15 protein-coding genes are annotated in these 16,785 nt (G+C 46.4%); 8 read left to right on the top strand and 7 right to left on the bottom strand.

Going from position 1 to position 16,785, the window contains the following annotated elements; translation table 11 throughout:
* Positions 1 to 464 precede the first annotated feature (464 nt).
* Genes hemG through L3V30_RS21585 form a run of 3 tightly spaced genes read right to left on the bottom strand, consistent with a single transcriptional unit; the run spans position 465 to position 3,129 of the window.
* A complete protein-coding gene (gene hemG / locus L3V30_RS21595; protein ID WP_237309840.1) occupies positions 465 to 992 on the bottom strand; it encodes a menaquinone-dependent protoporphyrinogen IX dehydrogenase in 528 nt (175 codons plus the stop codon).
* A 9-nt stretch (positions 993 to 1,001) separates the two neighbouring features.
* Positions 1,002 to 2,459 carry a TrkH family potassium uptake protein gene (locus L3V30_RS21590; protein ID WP_006743175.1) on the bottom strand — a complete coding sequence of 486 codons (1,458 nt, stop codon included), beginning with the start codon at positions 2,457 to 2,459 and terminating at the stop codon, positions 1,002 to 1,004.
* Between the two features lie 46 nt (positions 2,460 to 2,505).
* The gene (locus L3V30_RS21585; protein WP_074190073.1) at positions 2,506 to 3,129 is read right to left on the bottom strand and encodes a YigZ family protein; all 624 of its coding nucleotides are present in this window, start codon (positions 3,127 to 3,129) and stop codon (positions 2,506 to 2,508) included.
* Positions 3,130 to 3,390: 261 nt separating this feature from the next.
* Here L3V30_RS21585 and fadB point away from each other — a divergent pair, with 261 nt between their 5' ends.
* The 3 genes from fadB to L3V30_RS21570 all read left to right on the top strand — a co-directional run bounded on the left by fadB (position 3,391) and on the right by L3V30_RS21570 (position 8,014).
* Positions 3,391 to 5,562: a fatty acid oxidation complex subunit alpha FadB gene (fadB, locus tag L3V30_RS21580; RefSeq protein ID WP_237309837.1), complete on the top strand. Its 2,172-nt coding sequence runs from the start codon at positions 3,391 to 3,393 to the stop codon at positions 5,560 to 5,562.
* 14 nt (positions 5,563 to 5,576) lie between these two features.
* On the top strand, positions 5,577 to 6,752 hold the full coding sequence (fadA, locus tag L3V30_RS21575) for an acetyl-CoA C-acyltransferase FadA (protein WP_047010268.1): 1,176 nt from the start codon (positions 5,577 to 5,579) through the stop codon (positions 6,750 to 6,752).
* Positions 6,753 to 7,033: 281 nt separating this feature from the next.
* Positions 7,034 to 8,014: an MDR family oxidoreductase gene (locus tag L3V30_RS21570; RefSeq protein WP_237309835.1), complete on the top strand. Its 981-nt coding sequence runs from the start codon at positions 7,034 to 7,036 to the stop codon at positions 8,012 to 8,014.
* A 51-nt stretch (positions 8,015 to 8,065) separates the two neighbouring features.
* Here L3V30_RS21570 and L3V30_RS21565 read toward each other — a convergent pair whose 3' ends face one another.
* Together L3V30_RS21565 and L3V30_RS21560 are read right to left on the bottom strand one after the other, a co-directional pair.
* Positions 8,066 to 9,010, bottom strand: a complete 945-nt coding sequence (locus L3V30_RS21565; protein ID WP_005378881.1) for a LysR substrate-binding domain-containing protein — start codon at positions 9,008 to 9,010, stop codon at positions 8,066 to 8,068.
* Positions 9,011 to 9,176: 166 nt separating this feature from the next.
* Positions 9,177 to 9,359 (bottom strand): hypothetical protein, encoded by a 183-nt coding sequence (locus L3V30_RS21560; protein ID WP_005394131.1) that lies wholly within the window; start codon positions 9,357 to 9,359, stop codon positions 9,177 to 9,179.
* A 133-nt stretch (positions 9,360 to 9,492) separates the two neighbouring features.
* Here L3V30_RS21560 and tusA point away from each other — a divergent pair, with 133 nt between their 5' ends.
* Complete coding sequence (gene tusA / locus L3V30_RS21555) at positions 9,493 to 9,741, top strand: sulfurtransferase TusA (protein ID WP_005394130.1); 249 nt, start codon at positions 9,493 to 9,495, stop codon at positions 9,739 to 9,741.
* A gap of 42 nt (positions 9,742 to 9,783) precedes the next feature.
* Here the strand turns inward: tusA and L3V30_RS21550 are convergent, their stop codons facing one another.
* Together L3V30_RS21550 and L3V30_RS21545 are read right to left on the bottom strand one after the other, a co-directional pair.
* Entirely contained in the window at positions 9,784 to 10,044 is a 261-nt protein-coding gene (locus tag L3V30_RS21550; RefSeq protein WP_031780377.1) for a hypothetical protein, read from the bottom strand.
* Between the two features lie 206 nt (positions 10,045 to 10,250).
* On the bottom strand, positions 10,251 to 10,805 hold the full coding sequence (locus L3V30_RS21545) for a TMEM165/GDT1 family protein (RefSeq protein ID WP_012841256.1): 555 nt from the start codon (positions 10,803 to 10,805) through the stop codon (positions 10,251 to 10,253).
* Between the two features lie 162 nt (positions 10,806 to 10,967).
* Here L3V30_RS21545 and L3V30_RS21540 point away from each other — a divergent pair, with 162 nt between their 5' ends.
* The 4 genes from L3V30_RS21540 (at position 10,968) to L3V30_RS21525 (ending at position 16,589) form a co-directional block, all read left to right on the top strand.
* Positions 10,968 to 11,111, top strand: coding sequence for a hypothetical protein (locus L3V30_RS21540; RefSeq protein WP_012841258.1), 144 nt, complete (start codon positions 10,968 to 10,970; stop codon positions 11,109 to 11,111).
* 178 nt (positions 11,112 to 11,289) lie between these two features.
* Positions 11,290 to 12,207, top strand: a complete 918-nt coding sequence (gene glyQ, locus L3V30_RS21535) for a glycine--tRNA ligase subunit alpha (protein WP_237309833.1) — start codon at positions 11,290 to 11,292, stop codon at positions 12,205 to 12,207.
* Positions 12,208 to 12,219: 12 nt separating this feature from the next.
* Complete coding sequence (glyS, locus tag L3V30_RS21530) at positions 12,220 to 14,286, top strand: glycine--tRNA ligase subunit beta (RefSeq protein WP_237309831.1); 2,067 nt, start codon at positions 12,220 to 12,222, stop codon at positions 14,284 to 14,286.
* 218 nt (positions 14,287 to 14,504) lie between these two features.
* Positions 14,505 to 16,589 carry an alpha-amylase gene (locus tag L3V30_RS21525; RefSeq protein ID WP_237309829.1) on the top strand — a complete coding sequence of 695 codons (2,085 nt, stop codon included), beginning with the start codon at positions 14,505 to 14,507 and terminating at the stop codon, positions 16,587 to 16,589.
* Positions 16,590 to 16,785: the final 196 nt, after the last annotated feature.

Genomic DNA, 16,785 nt, shown 5'->3' with positions numbered 1-16,785 from the left:
TCTTCAATTTAAGATTTTGTTCGGCTCAATGAATACTGAACATTACATAAAGTAATGTTTGAATTGACTGTGCTGAATCTTTCGATTCAATGGTCACTTCGTTTCATTGAAACCTAATTTGATACCGAGGTATCTAATTGGATTATCATCAACGAGTGCCCACACAGATTGATAGGTCTATATTGTTAAAGAGCTTTCCTGTTGAGCTTTGCTCAAAACAGGACGGCCATTTTAGCGAGTTAAAGTTTAGTGTCAATCACTTTTTTCAAACTTTCTTCAAGCGTTTCCGCTTGGCTAATTTGGCTTGCCAACCTCGACTTCGTTTCTTTCGAAGCGTTGCCGTGTCAGCGAGGTGGCATTATAGAGATTGCGATCACATTGGCAAGCCCTTTTTCACGTTTTTTTTGATTTTTTTATCGTTCGGATAAATTTGCATCAAAAGCAGTCAAAAGAGCACGTTATTTCTACAGTTCTCTGAATTTATCTGCGAAAAGAGCCACTTTTTCCCAATTGGTGTATTCCACTTCTTTGGTCGTATCGGTTTCGCCACCTGTCATCGACATAATGAACCTAATCATAGTTCTGTCGAACCAGCTGTAACGTGGGTAATAAAGTGCACCAGCAAAAACACCGATTAGCGTTGGTTTCCAAGGACACTTAATTAGAAACTTGCGAATGTAAGCACTACCTTCAGGTGTATCCTTTCCTTGGTCCTCTTTACGAGCGGTTAGGTTTACGCAGAAAAATGCCACTTTATTTTGCTCCAATTGATTGAGATTTCGCTCAATAAACTGGTATAGCTTTTTATTAAGATGACCATAACGAATAGAGGCGCCTATCAACACTCTGTCGTATTGACTGAAGTCAATCGTCTCGACATTATGTAAATCCACCAGCTCACAATCGAAGTCTGGAAGTTGTTCATCTATATAGTGGAGAATTTTTTTAGTCTGCCCTTCGCGGGAAGAGTATAGAAATAATGCTTTTGCCACGATTTCCCCTTAGCTACGCCAAAATGTCGGCGTAAGTAGAATAAGTAAGGTAAAGATTTCCAAACGACCAAACAGCATAGAAACTATCAATACCCATTTTGCTTTGTCGTTAACATCACCAAAGTGAAGCGCCACTTCCCCCAGGCCTGGACCGAGGTTGTTCAGAGTTGCAGCCACCGCAGAGAATGCACTGAGCTCGTCCATCCCTGTAGCAATCAAGCCCAACATACAAACCACAAATACCAATGCGTACGCGGAGAAGAAACCCCAAACCGCATCGACAACACGTTGCGGCAGAGCACTACCACCGACTTTGATGGTGTAAACTGCGCGAGGATGGACCAAACGTTTTAGTTCACGCGCACCTTGTAAGGTAAGAAGCAGGATACGAATCACTTTCATGCCGCCGCCTGTTGAACCAGCACAACCACCGATAAAAGAGGAGAACAATAGCAGTACAGGTAAGAAGAGCGGCCAGTCCGCAAAACCTGTCGTTGTAAAGCCCGCTGTTGTCGAAATTGACACGGTTTGGAACAGTGCCTGATCGAAAGCATCGTATGTCGATGTGTAAGAGTGATGTTTCAGTAATAATAGAAAGCAAATGACAAATAGCAGCACTTGAATAAACAAGAAGGCGCGAAACTCAGGATCTTTCCAGTAATACTTGGGATGTACGCCACCTGATGCAAATGCAGCAAAGTGCAGCGTGTAGTTACATGCAGATATAAGCAGAAAAACCACCGTAATCAGGTTAATCGCGTAACTATCAAAGTATCCGATGCTGGCATCGTGGGTAGAAAAGCCACCAATGGCAATGGTGGAAAAGCTGTGACTGATGGCGTCAAATGGCGTCATACCAGCTAACCAAAAAGCCGATGCACAGGCGATAGTCAGGCTCAAATAGATGTACCAAAGCGCCTTAGCAGTTTCTGCTATGCGCGGCGTCACTTTAGTGTCCTTGACTGGACCAGGGATCTCGGCGCGGTAAAGCTGCATACCACCAATGCCAAGTACTGGCAAAATCGCCACAGCTAATACGATGATTCCCATACCTCCGAACCACTGCAGTAACTGTCGATAGAATAGAATCGCTTTAGGTAACTCATCCAAACCAACAATAACGGTCGCCCCGGTCGTAGTGAGAGCAGAAAACGATTCAAAAAACGCATCTGTGACTGAGACGTTCGGGTTGTCAGCAATGAGAAAGGGGATCGAGCCTGCACTGCCAAGTACTGTCCAGAATAAGACGACAATAAGAAAGCCATCTCGAGCTTTAAGCTCGTGCTTATACCTGCGGTTTGGGTACCAACAAACGGCCCCACAAAACAGCAGAACAAAAAATGTCGTGACAAAAGGCACACCTGCACCATCTCGATAGATCAGCGCAACGAGTGCTGGCGCAAGCATAGTGACACTAAAGAGTGCGAGCAGTAGCCCGACGATTCGAATAATTGAACGAAATTGCATGGATAAATTGACTAGCGAAGCTGTCCCTGTTGCTTCCTGTTTTTCATTATTGTCCGTCTAGCGGAGTGACAATTGCCTTTGCCCCGCTTTTATTGATGATTGCTTGGGTAAACGCGCTCACTTCTCGAAGCTCAATTTCCACCACTAATACGACCTGATCGCTGTATTCAGCCTCGACTTCTATCGCACCAAATTGCGGCATGATTGACTGTGCGATCGGCATAAACCCATAGTCTAACGTTAGTCTGAGCTTTGTGGTTATTTTTTTCTCAATAGTTTGAAGCAGCTTGAGCGCTTGTTGTACTCCACCCCCATACGCTTTAACCAAGCCGCCTGTACCTAACTTGATTCCACCAGAGTATCGCGTGACCACTGCCGTGATCTCCCCCACACCAGATCCAGACAGCTGCGCCAGGATCGGTTTGCCTGCAGTTCCGGATGGCTCCCCATCATCACTAAAACCCCATTTCATTGAATCTTCCGGGCGACCAGCAACAAAGCCCCAACAGTTATGTCTAGCATCAGCGTGTTTAGCTTTGATTTGATCAACAAATGCTTTTGCAGCTTCGATACTTGGCGTGTGCGCCAAATAAGTAATGAATACGCTCTTTTTAATTTCTTCTTCAAATTGAGCGAGCTCTGCTGGAATCAGATAAGGCTTGTCATTCATAGGATTATGGATTCAGGTCTATTTGCCTGAAGTCTATCACGAGTGTGATTTACCCGTCGCATAAGATCTGCCACAGCGCACAATGTTAAACACTTGTTTAAAAAATGTATTGAAATTAGACAATCCACGATCCAAACTAACTTTACTGGTCAAACCAGAACAAAAATAAAACGACTTCCTCGATACCTATTTGCCGAGGTACACGGCGTCGTTGAAATAGGTATACAGACAATCCACGATTGTATGTCATGGAGATAGACAATGATTTACCAAGCCGAAACCCTACAGGTAAAGGAAATACAAGATGGTATTGCAGAGCTAAGCTTCTGCTCTCCAAAATCCGTCAACAAACTCGACCTAGCGACATTGGAATCGCTAGATAAAGCTCTTGATGCGCTCATTGCCCATCAAGGCCTCAAGGGGTTGTTGCTCACTTCAGATAAAGACGCATTCATTGTAGGCGCAGACATTACCGAGTTTTTAGGTCTGTTTGCTAAAACGGATGCCGAGCTCGACCAATGGCTGCAATTTGCTAATAGCATCTTTAACAAATTAGAAGACTTACCCGTTCCGACCATCTCAGTGATCAAAGGCCACGCTCTTGGTGGCGGTTGTGAATGTGTACTAGCAACAGACATGCGTATTGGTGACAAAACCACCAGCATCGGCCTACCAGAAACGAAACTGGGAATCATGCCAGGCTTTGGTGGTTGTGTACGCTTACCTCGCGTTATTGGCGCAGACAGCGCAATGGAAATCATCACCCAAGGCAAAGCATGCCGAGCTGATGAAGCATTGAAAATTGGCTTACTCGATGCTGTTGTAGAGACTGATGCTTTATACGAATCAGCACTACAAACTCTTAACTCTGCAATTAACGAGAAACTTGACTGGCAAGCACGCCGAGCACAGAAAACATCTCCGCTAACGCTGAGTAAGCTTGAATCAATGATGAGCTTCACCATGGCGAAGGGTCTGGTGGCACAAAAAGCAGGTCCTCATTACCCTGCCCCAATGACAGCCGTTATCACGATTGAAGAAGGTGCTCGCTTTGCACGTAATGAAGCGTTAGACATTGAACGTAAGCACTTCGTGAAATTGGCTAAATCGGAAGAAGCAAAATCACTCGTTGGCCTATTCCTGAATGATCAATATATCAAAGGCATTGCGAAAAAAGCAGCGAAGTCAGCAAGTAAAGACACGCAACGTGCAGCCGTGTTAGGTGCAGGTATCATGGGTGGCGGCATTGCTTACCAATCAGCGCTAAAAGGTGTGCCTGTCTTAATGAAAGACATCGCGCAAGCGTCGCTCGACCTAGGCATGACTGAAGCATCTAAGCTGCTGAATAAACGCTTATCTCGCGGTCGCATTGACGGCTTTAAGATGGCGGGTATTTTAGCGTCAATCACACCGAGCCTACATTACGCAGGTATTGAAAACTCTGATGTGATTGTTGAAGCTGTCGTTGAAAATCCGAAAGTAAAAGCGGCGGTTTTGAGTGAAGTCGAATCCCATGTCGGTGACGACACCATTATCACCTCAAACACCTCGACGATTCCTATCAACCTATTGGCAAAATCACTAAAACGCCCAGAAAACTTCTGTGGTATGCACTTCTTCAACCCAGTGCATCGTATGCCTCTTGTTGAGATCATCCGTGGTGAGCACACCTCTGATGAAACCATCAATCGTGTTGTGGCGTATGCTGCGAAAATGGGCAAATCACCAATTGTCGTTAATGACTGCCCAGGGTTCTTCGTTAACCGCGTATTGTTCCCATACTTTGGCGGCTTCAGCATGCTATTTCGTGATGGTGCTGACTTTACGAAAATCGACAAAGTCATGGAGCGTAAGTTTGGCTGGCCGATGGGACCGGCGTACTTGCTTGACGTAGTCGGCATTGATACCGCGCACCACGCACAAGCTGTGATGGCAGAGGGTTTCCCTGAGCGTATGGGTAAACAAGGTCGTGATGCGATTGATGCACTATTCGAAGCAGACAAATATGGTCAGAAGAATGGTAATGGCTTCTACAGCTACACCATAGATAAAAAAGGTAAGCCGAAGAAAACCTTCTCTGAAGAGATCTTGCCGGTGCTCGCTGACGTTTGTGCCGATAAGCAGGACTTTGACGATGAGACCATCATTCAACGTATGATGATTCCAATGATCAACGAAGTTGTGCTGTGCCTTCAAGAAGGCATCATCGCTACTCCGCAGGAAGCAGACATGGCATTGGTTTATGGTCTTGGTTTCCCTCCATTCCGCGGTGGCGTATTCCGCTATCTAGACAGCGTGGGTATTGCTGAATACGTTGAAATGGCAAAACAACACGCCGAGCTAGGTGCGATGTACCAAGTACCGCAAATGCTGATTGATATGGCGGCGAAAGGTGAAAGCTTTTACGGTGCACAACAGCAAGGTTCTATCTAAGGAGGGATTCTAAAATGACTAATCAAACAAGAAATGTTGTCGTAGTCGATTGTCTACGTACTCCAATGGGTCGCTCTAAAGGTGGTGCTTTCCGTCATACACGAGCAGAAGATCTATCTGCGCGTCTAATGAAAGGCATTCTTGCACGTAACCCACAAGTGAACCCAAGCGAGATTGAAGACATCTACTGGGGTTGTGTACAGCAAACACTAGAGCAAGGCTTTAACGTTGCACGTAATGCCGCGCTACTCGCGGGCCTGCCGATTGAAATTGGCGCTGTGACGGTTAACCGTTTGTGTGGCTCATCCATGCAAGCGCTGCATGACGGTACACGTGCGATCATGACTGGCGATGCTGAAATCTGCCTAATTGGTGGCGTTGAGCACATGGGGCATGTGCCGATGAACCACGGGGTAGACTTTCACCCTGGTATGTCAAAGAACGTAGCAAAAGCTGCGGGCATGATGGGCTTAACGGCTGAAATGCTTGGTAAATTACATGGCATTAGCCGTGAGCAACAAGACGAGTTTGCCGCGCGCTCTCACGCTCGTGCGCACGCAGCAACCGTAGAGGGTCGCTTTAAAAACGAAATCCTACCAATTGAAGGCCATGCGGCTGACGGTACACTGTTTACTCTCGACTATGATGAAGTGATTCGTCCAGAGACAACAGTTGAAGGTCTGTCTCAGCTTCGTCCTGTGTTTGACCCAGCAAACGGCACAGTAACAGCCGGTACATCATCAGCGCTGTCTGATGGCGCATCAGCGATGCTGATCATGAGCGAAGAGAAAGCCAATGAGCTTGGCTTGAAAATTCGTGCACGCATCAAAGGCATGGCCATTGCGGGCTGCGATCCTTCTATTATGGGTTACGGTCCGGTACCTGCAACAAAGAAAGCGCTCAAGCGTGCTGGTCTTTCAATTGAAGACATGGATGTGGTTGAGCTAAACGAAGCATTTGCAGCGCAGTCTCTGCCGTGTGCTAAAGACTTAGGTCTGCTTGATGTGATGGATGAGAAGGTCAACCTTAACGGTGGTGCGATAGCATTGGGTCATCCACTAGGCTGTTCTGGTTCACGCATCTCAACAACGTTGATCAACCTAATGGAAGCGAAAGATGCGAAATATGGTCTGGCCACTATGTGTATCGGTTTGGGTCAGGGTATAGCGACCGTATTTGAGAGGCCTTAACGCTTGGAGTGAAGTAGGCTCAAAACAACGATAGTCGTAGTGATCTACTCAACAACCAGCATGAAATGAATAAATACTAAAATAATTTAGTATTACACTTAAGGGCGACATCAGATGTCGCCCTTTGTTTTACGCCAAACACAGTAAACATGCATACAAAGCATACATGAAATGAGTAACTTTCATTTTATTCATAGATAGAGAAGACATAGACTTATAGACAGTTAATATCTTGCTGTATGTGGCAACTGAGTCACGCTAACGCAATTTCGGAGAACCTTATGTTTAATGCTCTAGTTCTAAACCAAGAAGACAAACGCACTATCGCTAGTATCGAGCAAATCGATGAAACACAACTGCCGGAAGGTGACGTTCTGGTTGAAGTCGATTACTCATCGTTGAATTACAAAGATGGTTTGGCGATCACAGGTAAAGGTAAAATCATCCGTAACTTCCCGATGGTACCTGGCATTGATCTAGCGGGTACGGTTGTAAGTTCTGAAGATTCGCGTTACCAAGCTGGTGACAAAGTGGTCTTAACTGGCTGGGGCGTGGGTGAAAACCATTGGGGTGGCATGGCTCAACGTGCTCGTCTAAAAGCGGATTGGCTAGTGCCACTACCAAAAGGTCTAGACAGCAAAAAAGCAATGATGGTTGGTACTGCTGGCTTCACTGGTATGCTATGTGTTCAAGCACTGCTTGATGCAGGCATCAAACCTGAAGCTGGTGAAATCCTAGTAACGGGCGCAAGTGGCGGCGTAGGCTCGGTTGCAGTAACGCTCCTAACACAGCTTGGCTACAAAGTTGCTGCAGTGACAGGACGTGTAGAGACAAACGGCCCGCTACTTGAAAAACTAGGTGCTAGCCGCATCATCGACCGTACTGAATTTGAGGAACCAGCACGTCCACTTGAAAAGCAAGTATGGGCAGGTGCGGTAGATACCGTCGGCAGCAAAGTACTAGCAAAAGTATTGGCGCAAATGGATTACAACAGTGCAGTCGCCGCTTGTGGTCTTGCAGGTGGTTTTGATCTACCAACTACAGTGATGCCGTTCATCCTACGTAACGTTCGTCTACAAGGTGTGGACTCAGTAATGTGTCCAACAGAGAAACGCATCTCAGCATGGGAAAAACTGGTTGAACTACTACCAGACAGCTATTTCGAGCAAGCGTGTACTGAAGTAGAACTAGCAGAAGCACCCAAATACGCAGAAGACATCACCAACGGTCAAGTAACGGGTCGTGTGGTTATCAAGCTATAAACACTGACTCAGCGTAAACAGACGAAGAGCTAGCATTGCTGGCTCTTTTTGTTAGCAGTTTAGTCCCATATCTTCGATACGCTTAGCTATTAGACGGCTACATTCTTCACGCACAATCGTTCTTAACCATTCTTGAGCAGGAGAATGCTCGCAACGCGCATGCCAAATCATCGAATACTCAAATGGAGTAAATTGGAAGGGTAGTGGTTTCACCACCAAGTCATAACGCTCGGCAACCAGATACGCCAAGTCCGCTGGCACTGTGATGATAATTGGCAAGGTATCCATGATCGCCAATGCGGCTTCTAAATGATAAGCCCGCAGAACCATTTTACGCTTAGGTTTCTCCATCAAAGCTTGTTCGATCAGTGCCTTAACACCATCACTGATGGCGATCATGGCATGTGGATGACTCAGATAATCATCCAAGCTCATTTCTTTATCCGCTAATGGATGCTGTTTTGAAAGCATACACAGCACCCCTACTCGCCCCAACACTTCACTGCGTAGCGGCTCCACCGGACCTGTCGGGCGACAAATCGCTAAGTCTGCACCTTCATAAGTGAGCTGATCTGATAAACGGTCGTGTTGCAGTGGTAAGAAGTTAAAAGACACGTTTGGCGCTTCTTGGTAAATTCTCGGCAAAGCGAACGGTAAGATCGTTTGCATGGCATAGTCGGTGGTCACGATGTTGAAAGTCTGTACGCATTGCAATGGGTCAAACTCAACCGGAGATAACAACTGACGTAAAGACTCTAATGGCTCGCCTAATGAGCGATCGATCTCTAACGCTTTCTGAGTTGGGATCAAATGCTGTCCCTGACGAGTAAACAGCGGGTCTCCCAATAAGTCACGCAGACGACCAAGCACACGGCTCATTGCCGATTGACTCAAATTCAGACGTGTTGCCGCCTTACTGACACTGTTTTCTTCTATCAGTACTCGCAACGCAACCAGTAAATTTAAATCTCGGCGATAGATGTCTTCCAGTTCCACGAATTAGCCACTTATTTTGTATGTGTTTGGGTAAATTGTACTCTTCAGGCAAAAAAAATCCCGCCTTTCAGCGGGGAAGCCCAAGAAAAATGGGGATAGTGTCGGAATGAAGTGTCGGTAAAAATAGGTGAGCGTTATTAAAGTATTCTGATCGAAGCAAAAAGCGCTAATTTTCTTGCTCAGATGCACCTGACCATTTGCGCATCTCGATCCAAATCCCAATAATAGTGGCAACCATGCCTACAAGAGGCATCAAAGAGGTGTCAGCTGGCGTTCTGAGTACTAAAGCACAAAACGAGATAAAACAAAGTACGGAGTAAATCGTAAGTCTGTCTAACGCTGTTAACATTGCCTCTCCCTTGCCAGTTGTTACCAAATTGTTAATTTAAGGTAAAACAAAAAATTCCGTTTGCCAAGTGGTTATTGAATATTTTTTCAACGAACGTAGAATTCACCGCTAAGTTAGTTACGAGAATCACACTATGAGCTTTAATCCTGAACTGGCAACAAAGACATTAGAGGCGGAAGGACTGCGCTGCCCAGAGCCAGTGATGATGGTCAGGAAGACAATTCGCAACATGCAAGATGGTGAGATTTTGCTGGTCAAAGCAGATGACCCATCCACGACTCGAGACATTCCGAGTTTCTGCCGTTTTATGGATCACCAATTAATTGCAGCACAAACGGAGCAAGTTCCGTATCAGTACCTGATCAAGAAAGGATTGGAATAATCTGGTCGAATTAAAAACGGCAGCCGATTGGCTGCCGTTTGTTTATTCATCGTATTCGAGTGTGCGAACTTCTGATTGGAGCTTGTTGAGTTGTTTTTTCATTGCCCGCATCTCTTCATGCATAGGAATGATGTGGGCTACGCGAATCCACGCCTCTACTGTTAATCCAGTAAGAACGAACGATCCTGCCACAATCGGCAACCACATATCAGTCAGTACCATCGCTAACAAGCACAGCGCCAAACCAAAGGTGAATAAATAACTCTGACTCTTTGGGGTCATCCCCATGTAACGTGTAAGCATAAACTTGCCCTCTCGCTATCATTCACACCATTAAACTACCATGACAAGTATGACACTAATATGTCATCCGTCACGCTACGGAGCGATTTTAAGTCAGAGTTTGAGCTACGCCACTAATTCGCTAGTTATTGATTATTTGCATCATTTTAACGATTGTTCGCGGATAACATTCTCCATTTTCAGGCTGCGTTATCCGCCTAAAAACATTAAAAGAAGGCCGCACCAATCGCCAACAACACGAACAAAATAGCGGTGACTTTACGAATCAACCCCAGGGGCATCTTGTCTGCTGAAAGCTTACCAATTAACACCACAGGCACATTAGCCAACAACATACCAATGGTCGTGCCAAGTATGACCCAACTCAGCGCATCCGCGTATTGCGCGCCTAGGATAGAAGTGGCGATCTGAGTTTTATCACCAATCTCAGCCACAAAGAAAGCAATAAAGCTGGCAATGAAAGGACCTCGGTTTGAAATCTGTTCGTCATCATCCAACTTATCAGGAATCAACACCCAAGCCGCCATCGCGACAAAACTGACCACCAGCACCCACTTTAAAATATCAGGTGATAAATAGTCAGCGACAACCACACCTAACCATGCAGCCAAAGCGTGGTTGGCAATGGTTGCCAAAAAGATTGCTGCAATAATTGGTATTGGTTTGCGGTAACGACTTGCGAGTAATAGAGATAGCAATTGGGTCTTATCGCCAATTTCTGCTAACGCTACAGTAGTAATTGAAATAGCTAAAACGCTCACGACATGCTCATTGGGGCAGGGATTATTATTTTTAACCGAAGACAAACCTCACGCCCCTACCCCGGTTCGTGATGATTTGTCTAAGGTCTTGCTAAACTTGAAAGGCTTCAAGTCTCGAACGCCATGGTGATTTTGCACCAATTATGTTGACGGACGAACCAGATGAAACAGAAACTTCATCAGGTAAGCTACTCCCCAAAGACAGGCGCAATTCTAGCCACCTTTGTTGCGCTTCTCAAGAGCCAAAGCAGGCAAAAACTCCCTTTTAAGAAAAATACAGCAGATAACGCGGTAAAAATTCATTAAAGGAGAAAATCGCCCACGAATTAATCAAGATTAGCTCTACTCCCATGCTCAATATCTGGTTATACTAGATTGTTAATTTATTCAACCGTAATTACTCTTTATCGCCGTTGTTAGAGTTGAAAAACTCGGCATAGATGACGAATTAACGAGTAACAAGAGAATCGCGCGAACCTGACTTATGCAAAAATACGATATCAAAACCTTCCAGGGAATGATCCTCGCGCTGCAGGATTATTGGGCTCAAAATGGCTGTACCATTGTTCAACCGCTAGATATGGAAGTGGGTGCGGGTACCTCTCACCCAATGACCTGTCTACGAGCGCTTGGCCCAGAGCCAATGTCGACAGCTTACGTACAACCTTCACGTCGTCCTACTGATGGCCGTTACGGTGAAAACCCTAACCGTCTTCAGCACTACTACCAATTCCAAGTAGCGCTAAAACCATCGCCTGACAATATTCAAGAGTTGTACCTTGGCTCCCTTGAAGTTCTTGGTATTGACCCTCTTGTACACGACATCCGTTTCGTAGAAGACAACTGGGAAAACCCAACACTAGGCGCATGGGGTCTAGGCTGGGAAGTTTGGCTAAACGGTATGGAAGTGACTCAGTTTACTTACTTCCAACAAGTTGGCGGTCTTGAGTGTAAACCAGTCACTGGCGAAATCACTTACGGTATCGAGCGTCTAGCAATGTACATCCAAGAAGTAAACTCGGTTTACGACCTAGTTTGGAACATCGCACCAGACGGCAGCAAAGTGACTTACGGTGATATCTTCCACCAAAACGAAGTAGAGCAATCGACTTACAACTTCGAGCACGCAGACGTTGAATTCCTATTTGGTTTCTTCGAGCAGTGTGAGAAAGAGTGTAAAGAGTTGCTTGAGCTTGAAAAGCCACTGCCATTACCTGCTTACGAGCGTATCCTAAAAGCAGGTCACGCATTCAACCTACTAGACGCACGTAAAGCGATCTCAGTAACTGAGCGTCAGCGTTACATCCTGCGCATTCGCGATCTGACTAAGTCAGTAGCAGAAGCATACTACGCATCGCGTGAAGCTCTTGGCTTCCCAATGTGTAAGAAAGAACAAGCGTAAGGGGTAGAGAACATGGCAAAAGAATTTCTAATCGAGCTAGGTACAGAAGAGCTACCACCAACGCAACTTCGTACGCTAGCTGAAGCATTCGCAGCAAACTTCGAAGCAGAACTAAAAAGCGCTGAGCTTGCTCACGAAGGCGTGAAATGGTTTGCGGCTCCTCGTCGTCTTGCACTTAAAGTCGCGGCACTAGCAGAAAGCCAGTCTGACAAAGTGGTTGAAAAGCGTGGTCCTGCGGTTTCTGCAGCGTTTGACGCGGAAGGCAACCCAACCAAAGCGGCTCAAGGCTGGGCACGCGGTTGTGGTATTTCTGTTGACCAAGCAGAGCGCATGGTTACAGATAAAGGTGAATGGCTACTGTTCAAACAAGAAGTGAAAGGTCAGCCAACGTCTGAGATTGTAGTTGAACTTGCAGCGAAAGCACTAGCAAACCTACCTATCGCAAAACCAATGCGCTGGGGTAACAAAACAACTCAGTTCATCCGTCCAGTTAAGACGCTAACCATGCTAATGGGCAGCGACCTAATCGAAGGCGAGATCCTTGGTGTTGCTTCTGACCGCACTATCCGTGGTCACCGCTTCATGGGTGAACAAGAGTTCACTATCGATTCTGCTGAGCAATACCCTGCAATCCTAGAAGAGCGCGGTAAAGTTATGGCAGATTACGAAGCACGTAAAGCCATCATCCTAGCTGACGCACAAAAAGCGGCAGCCGAAGTTGGCGGTATCGCTGATCTAGAAGATGACCTAGTAGAAGAAGTAACGTCTCTGGTTGAATGGCCTGTAGTACTAACAGCGAAGTTCGAAGAAGAGTTTCTAAAAGTGCCTTCTGAAGCGTTGGTTTACACCATGAAAGGTGACCAGAAGTACTTCCCTGTTTACGACGAAAACAAGAAGCTACTACCTAACTTCATCTTCGTATCGAACATCGAATCAAAAGAGCCTCGTTACGTAATCGAAGGTAACGAGAAAGTGGTTCGTCCTCGTCTTGCTGACGCAGAGTTCTTCTTCAACACAGACCGTAAGCGTCCGCTTATCGACCGTCTGCCTGAACTAGAGCAAGCGATCTTCCAAAAGCAACTGGGTACGATCAAAGACAAAACAGACCGCATCACAGAGCTTGCTGGCTACATTGCTGAGCAAATCGGTGCTGACGTTGAGAAATCAAAGCGTGCTGGTCTACTAGCAAAATGTGACCTAATGACCTCAATGGTATTCGAATTCACGGATACTCAAGGTGTTATGGGTATGCACTACGCTCGCCACGACGGTGAAGCAGAAGAAGTTGCAGTCGCACTGAACGAGCAATACATGCCTCGTTTCGCAGGTGATGAACTGCCATCAAACGGCGTTTCAACTGCAGTTGCAATGGCAGACAAGCTAGACACTATCGTAGGTATCTTCGGTATTGGTCAAGCACCTAAAGGCAGCGACCCATTCGCACTACGCCGCGCATCTCTAGGTGTAATGCGTATCATCGTTGAATACGGCTACAACCTAGATCTTGTTGACCTAGTAGCGAAAGCGAAGTCACTGTTTGGCGACCGCCTAACCAACGACAACGTTGAACAAGACGTTATCGAGTTCATGCTTGGTCGTTTCCGCGCTTGGTACCAAGACGAAGGCTTCAGCGTAGACATCATTCAAGCAGTTCTAGCGCGTCGCCCGACTAAACCAGCAGACTTCGACCAACGAGTTAAAGCGGTTTCTCACTTCCGTGAACTGGAAGCGGCAGAGTCTCTAGCAGCAGCGAACAAACGTGTTGGTAACATCCTAGCGAAATTCGACGGCGAACTAGCAGAAGAAATTGACCTAGCATTGCTACAAGAAGACGCAGAGAAAGCACTAGCAGAAAGCGTTGAAGTCATGACTGAAGCACTAGAGCCTGCATTTGCGACCGGTAACTACCAAGAAGCCCTAAGCAAGCTAGCAGATCTACGTGAGCCAGTGGATGCGTTCTTCGATAACGTAATGGTAATGGCAGACGACGAAGCACTTAAGAAGAACCGTCTGACATTGCTGAACAACCTGCGTAACCTGTTCTTACAGGTCGCAGATATCTCTGTCCTTCAAAAGTAATTCATTACTGATTCAGAAGTGATTAAGAGATAAGTAAAGGGAAGCGTCGGCTTCCCTTTTTTGTTGTCTTCAAACTGATGAAGGTGACGCTTATTATTCATTTTGTGAACAAGACTAAAATTTGTAGGGTGAGACGCGTTTAACTTATTGGTGTAGAGCTCGGATTGTAGAGGCACAGTTTTGCTATAACTGGACTGTTTATTCGGGGGAAGGACACAATGAAAAAAACAATTCTCGCACTCTCTATTGGACTATTGAGCGCCTGCAGCCAAATTCCAGAAAATGCTATCGTACTAAACGTTGGAGACGATACAGCCGTCTTCGAACAAAACTCTAACGGCTTACTTGTCGCCGAGCAAAAACTCGAAAAAGGCAGCTATACCTTAACCATTGCCGACAATAACCAAACCTGCGGCAGCAGCTTTGCTCTAGCAGAAGAAGCTCGCATCAAATTCAATCGTCCATTAAAAATGGATAATTGTGCCACAGATGCCCAAATGCCGCTGCGCATCTTCAAAGCCAACACCTATCAGTTTACGCTCAACCCAACTACTAACGAGCTAACTGTTAGGCTCAAACCCAAACAGAACCAAGACATCACCTACTCTTGCCCTGTCGCAACTGACGCGCCAAAAACCATCAACGTTGCTCAAACCTTTAATGATGGCACTGTCGTTCGTGATGCCTTAACCGGACAAGAAGCCACAGTCGCCAATGGCAGCGTAACCTTGCAGCCAGGCCCTATGAGCCAAGGTCTGTTGTTACTAGAAGAGGTTGAGCAGCAAGCCGAAAAACCTTTCAGTTGGGACAACGCGACGGTGTACTTCGTCATGACTGACCGCTTCTATAACGGCAACCCAGACAACGACAACAGCTACGGTCGCAGCAAAGACGGAAAATATGAGATTGGTACCTTCCACGGTGGTGACTTAGCGGGTCTAACGAAAAAACTCGATTACATCGAATCACTTGGTGTCAATGCAATCTGGATAACGTCACCACTAGAACAAATCCACGGCTGGGTTGGCGGCGGCGATAAAGGCGACTTTAAGCACTACGGCTACCACGGCTACTACCATCAAGACTGGACCAAGCTTGATGCCAACATGGGTACCGAAGATGAACTCAGAACCTTCGTCGATACCGCTCACAAGAAAGGCATCCGCGTGATTTGGGATGTAGTCATGAACCACACAGGTTATGCGACATTAGCAGACATGCAGGAATTCGGCTTTGGTCAGCTTTACCTAGATGACCAAGAAGCCAAAGAAGTCCTTGGTGAAAAATGGACCGACTGGCAGCCAAAATCAGGACAAAGCTGGCACAGCTTCAACGACTACATCAAATACGGTGATAGCGAAGCGTGGGATAAATGGTGGGGCAAAGATTGGATTCGTACCGACATCGGCGAGTACGATGCGCCGGGATACAACGACATCACCATGTCTTTAAACTACCTACCGGATCTCAAAACCGAATCTACTCAGAAAACCGGCTTACCGAACTTCTTCCGCAATAAAGACACTAATGCGCAAGATAAGCTGAAAACCCCACGTGAGCATCTGATTACCTGGTTATCCGACTGGGTACGCGACTACGGCATTGATGGTTTCCGCGTCGACACTGCTAAGCACGTTGAAATGGAAGCGTGGGCAGAGTTGAAAGCCAGCACCAGCCAAGCGCTTGCTCAATGGAAGCAAAACAACCCGGACAAAGCCTTGGATGACCTACCTTTCTGGATGACAGGTGAAGTGTGGGCACACAGCGTGGTGAAAAGCCCGTATTTCGATAACGGCTTCGATTCCATCATCAACTTCGAGTTCCAATCTGACGTAGCACCAAAAGCGCTGAAGTGTTTCGCTCAACTCGATAGCGATTATCGCCGCTACGCGGAACGTATTAACTCCGATCCTGAGTTCAACGTGTTGAGTTACCTGTCTTCGCACGATACTCAACTGTTTTGGTCGGCACGCAGCCGCAGCTTCGATGACCAAGCACGCGCTGCCAATGCACTAATGCTGGCTCCAGGTGCAGTACAAATCTACTATGGTGACGAGATCGCCCGTGACTTTGGTATTACCGGTTCCGACCCTACTCAAGGTACTCGCTCTGATATGCCATGGGATAAGATTCATGGCGAACGTGAAGACTTGCTGCAACATTGGCAAAAACTCGGCGAGTTCCGTCAACGCCACCCAGCGGTTGCGCAAGGCAAACACATCACTCGCAATCAAGAAGGGTATTACGCATTCGAACGCCAATACCACGACGACAAAGTGCTGATCGTCTACACTGGCGAATAGCCGATTCACTCCACCAGCAAGGGAAGCATTTCGCTTCCCTTTTTTATTCACTGCTCATATCCCCATCATCTGGTCTGATGACAAACTTTTTTCTTCTTCGAGTAAATTCACACTTTGCGTCGTAATAACATTAGGGTAAGGTCAAGTATTACTCTATAAGCTGATGTTTCATCAGCATTCAATACACATAAGCAAT

It is taken from the genome of Vibrio sp. A1-1, from assembly GCF_021728175.1.
Classification (GTDB): Bacteria; Pseudomonadota; Gammaproteobacteria; order Enterobacterales; family Vibrionaceae; genus Vibrio; species Vibrio diabolicus.
The sequence above is the reverse complement of the archived record's forward strand: the minus strand, read 5'-3'. Positions and strand labels throughout refer to the sequence as shown.

What these genes read in the sequence shown, in the direction of transcription:
- L3V30_RS21590 (WP_006743175.1), bottom strand. Translation starts at nt 2,459, where the DNA reads ATGCAATTTCGTTCAATTATTCGAATCGTCGGGCTACTGCTCGCACTC.
- L3V30_RS21585 (WP_074190073.1), bottom strand. Translation starts at nt 3,129, where the DNA reads ATGAATGACAAGCCTTATCTGATTCCAGCAGAGCTCGCTCAATTTGAA.
- fadB (WP_237309837.1), top strand. Translation starts at nt 3,391, where the DNA reads ATGATTTACCAAGCCGAAACCCTACAGGTAAAGGAAATACAAGATGGT.
- fadA (WP_047010268.1), top strand. Translation starts at nt 5,577, where the DNA reads ATGACTAATCAAACAAGAAATGTTGTCGTAGTCGATTGTCTACGTACT.
- L3V30_RS21570 (WP_237309835.1), top strand. Translation starts at nt 7,034, where the DNA reads ATGTTTAATGCTCTAGTTCTAAACCAAGAAGACAAACGCACTATCGCT.
- L3V30_RS21560 (WP_005394131.1), bottom strand. Translation starts at nt 9,359, where the DNA reads ATGTTAACAGCGTTAGACAGACTTACGATTTACTCCGTACTTTGTTTT.
- tusA (WP_005394130.1), top strand. Translation starts at nt 9,493, where the DNA reads ATGAGCTTTAATCCTGAACTGGCAACAAAGACATTAGAGGCGGAAGGA.
- L3V30_RS21550 (WP_031780377.1), bottom strand. Translation starts at nt 10,044, where the DNA reads ATGCTTACACGTTACATGGGGATGACCCCAAAGAGTCAGAGTTATTTA.
- L3V30_RS21540 (WP_012841258.1), top strand. Translation starts at nt 10,968, where the DNA reads ATGAAACAGAAACTTCATCAGGTAAGCTACTCCCCAAAGACAGGCGCA.
- glyQ (WP_237309833.1), top strand. Translation starts at nt 11,290, where the DNA reads ATGCAAAAATACGATATCAAAACCTTCCAGGGAATGATCCTCGCGCTG.
- glyS (WP_237309831.1), top strand. Translation starts at nt 12,220, where the DNA reads ATGGCAAAAGAATTTCTAATCGAGCTAGGTACAGAAGAGCTACCACCA.
- L3V30_RS21525 (WP_237309829.1), top strand. Translation starts at nt 14,505, where the DNA reads ATGAAAAAAACAATTCTCGCACTCTCTATTGGACTATTGAGCGCCTGC.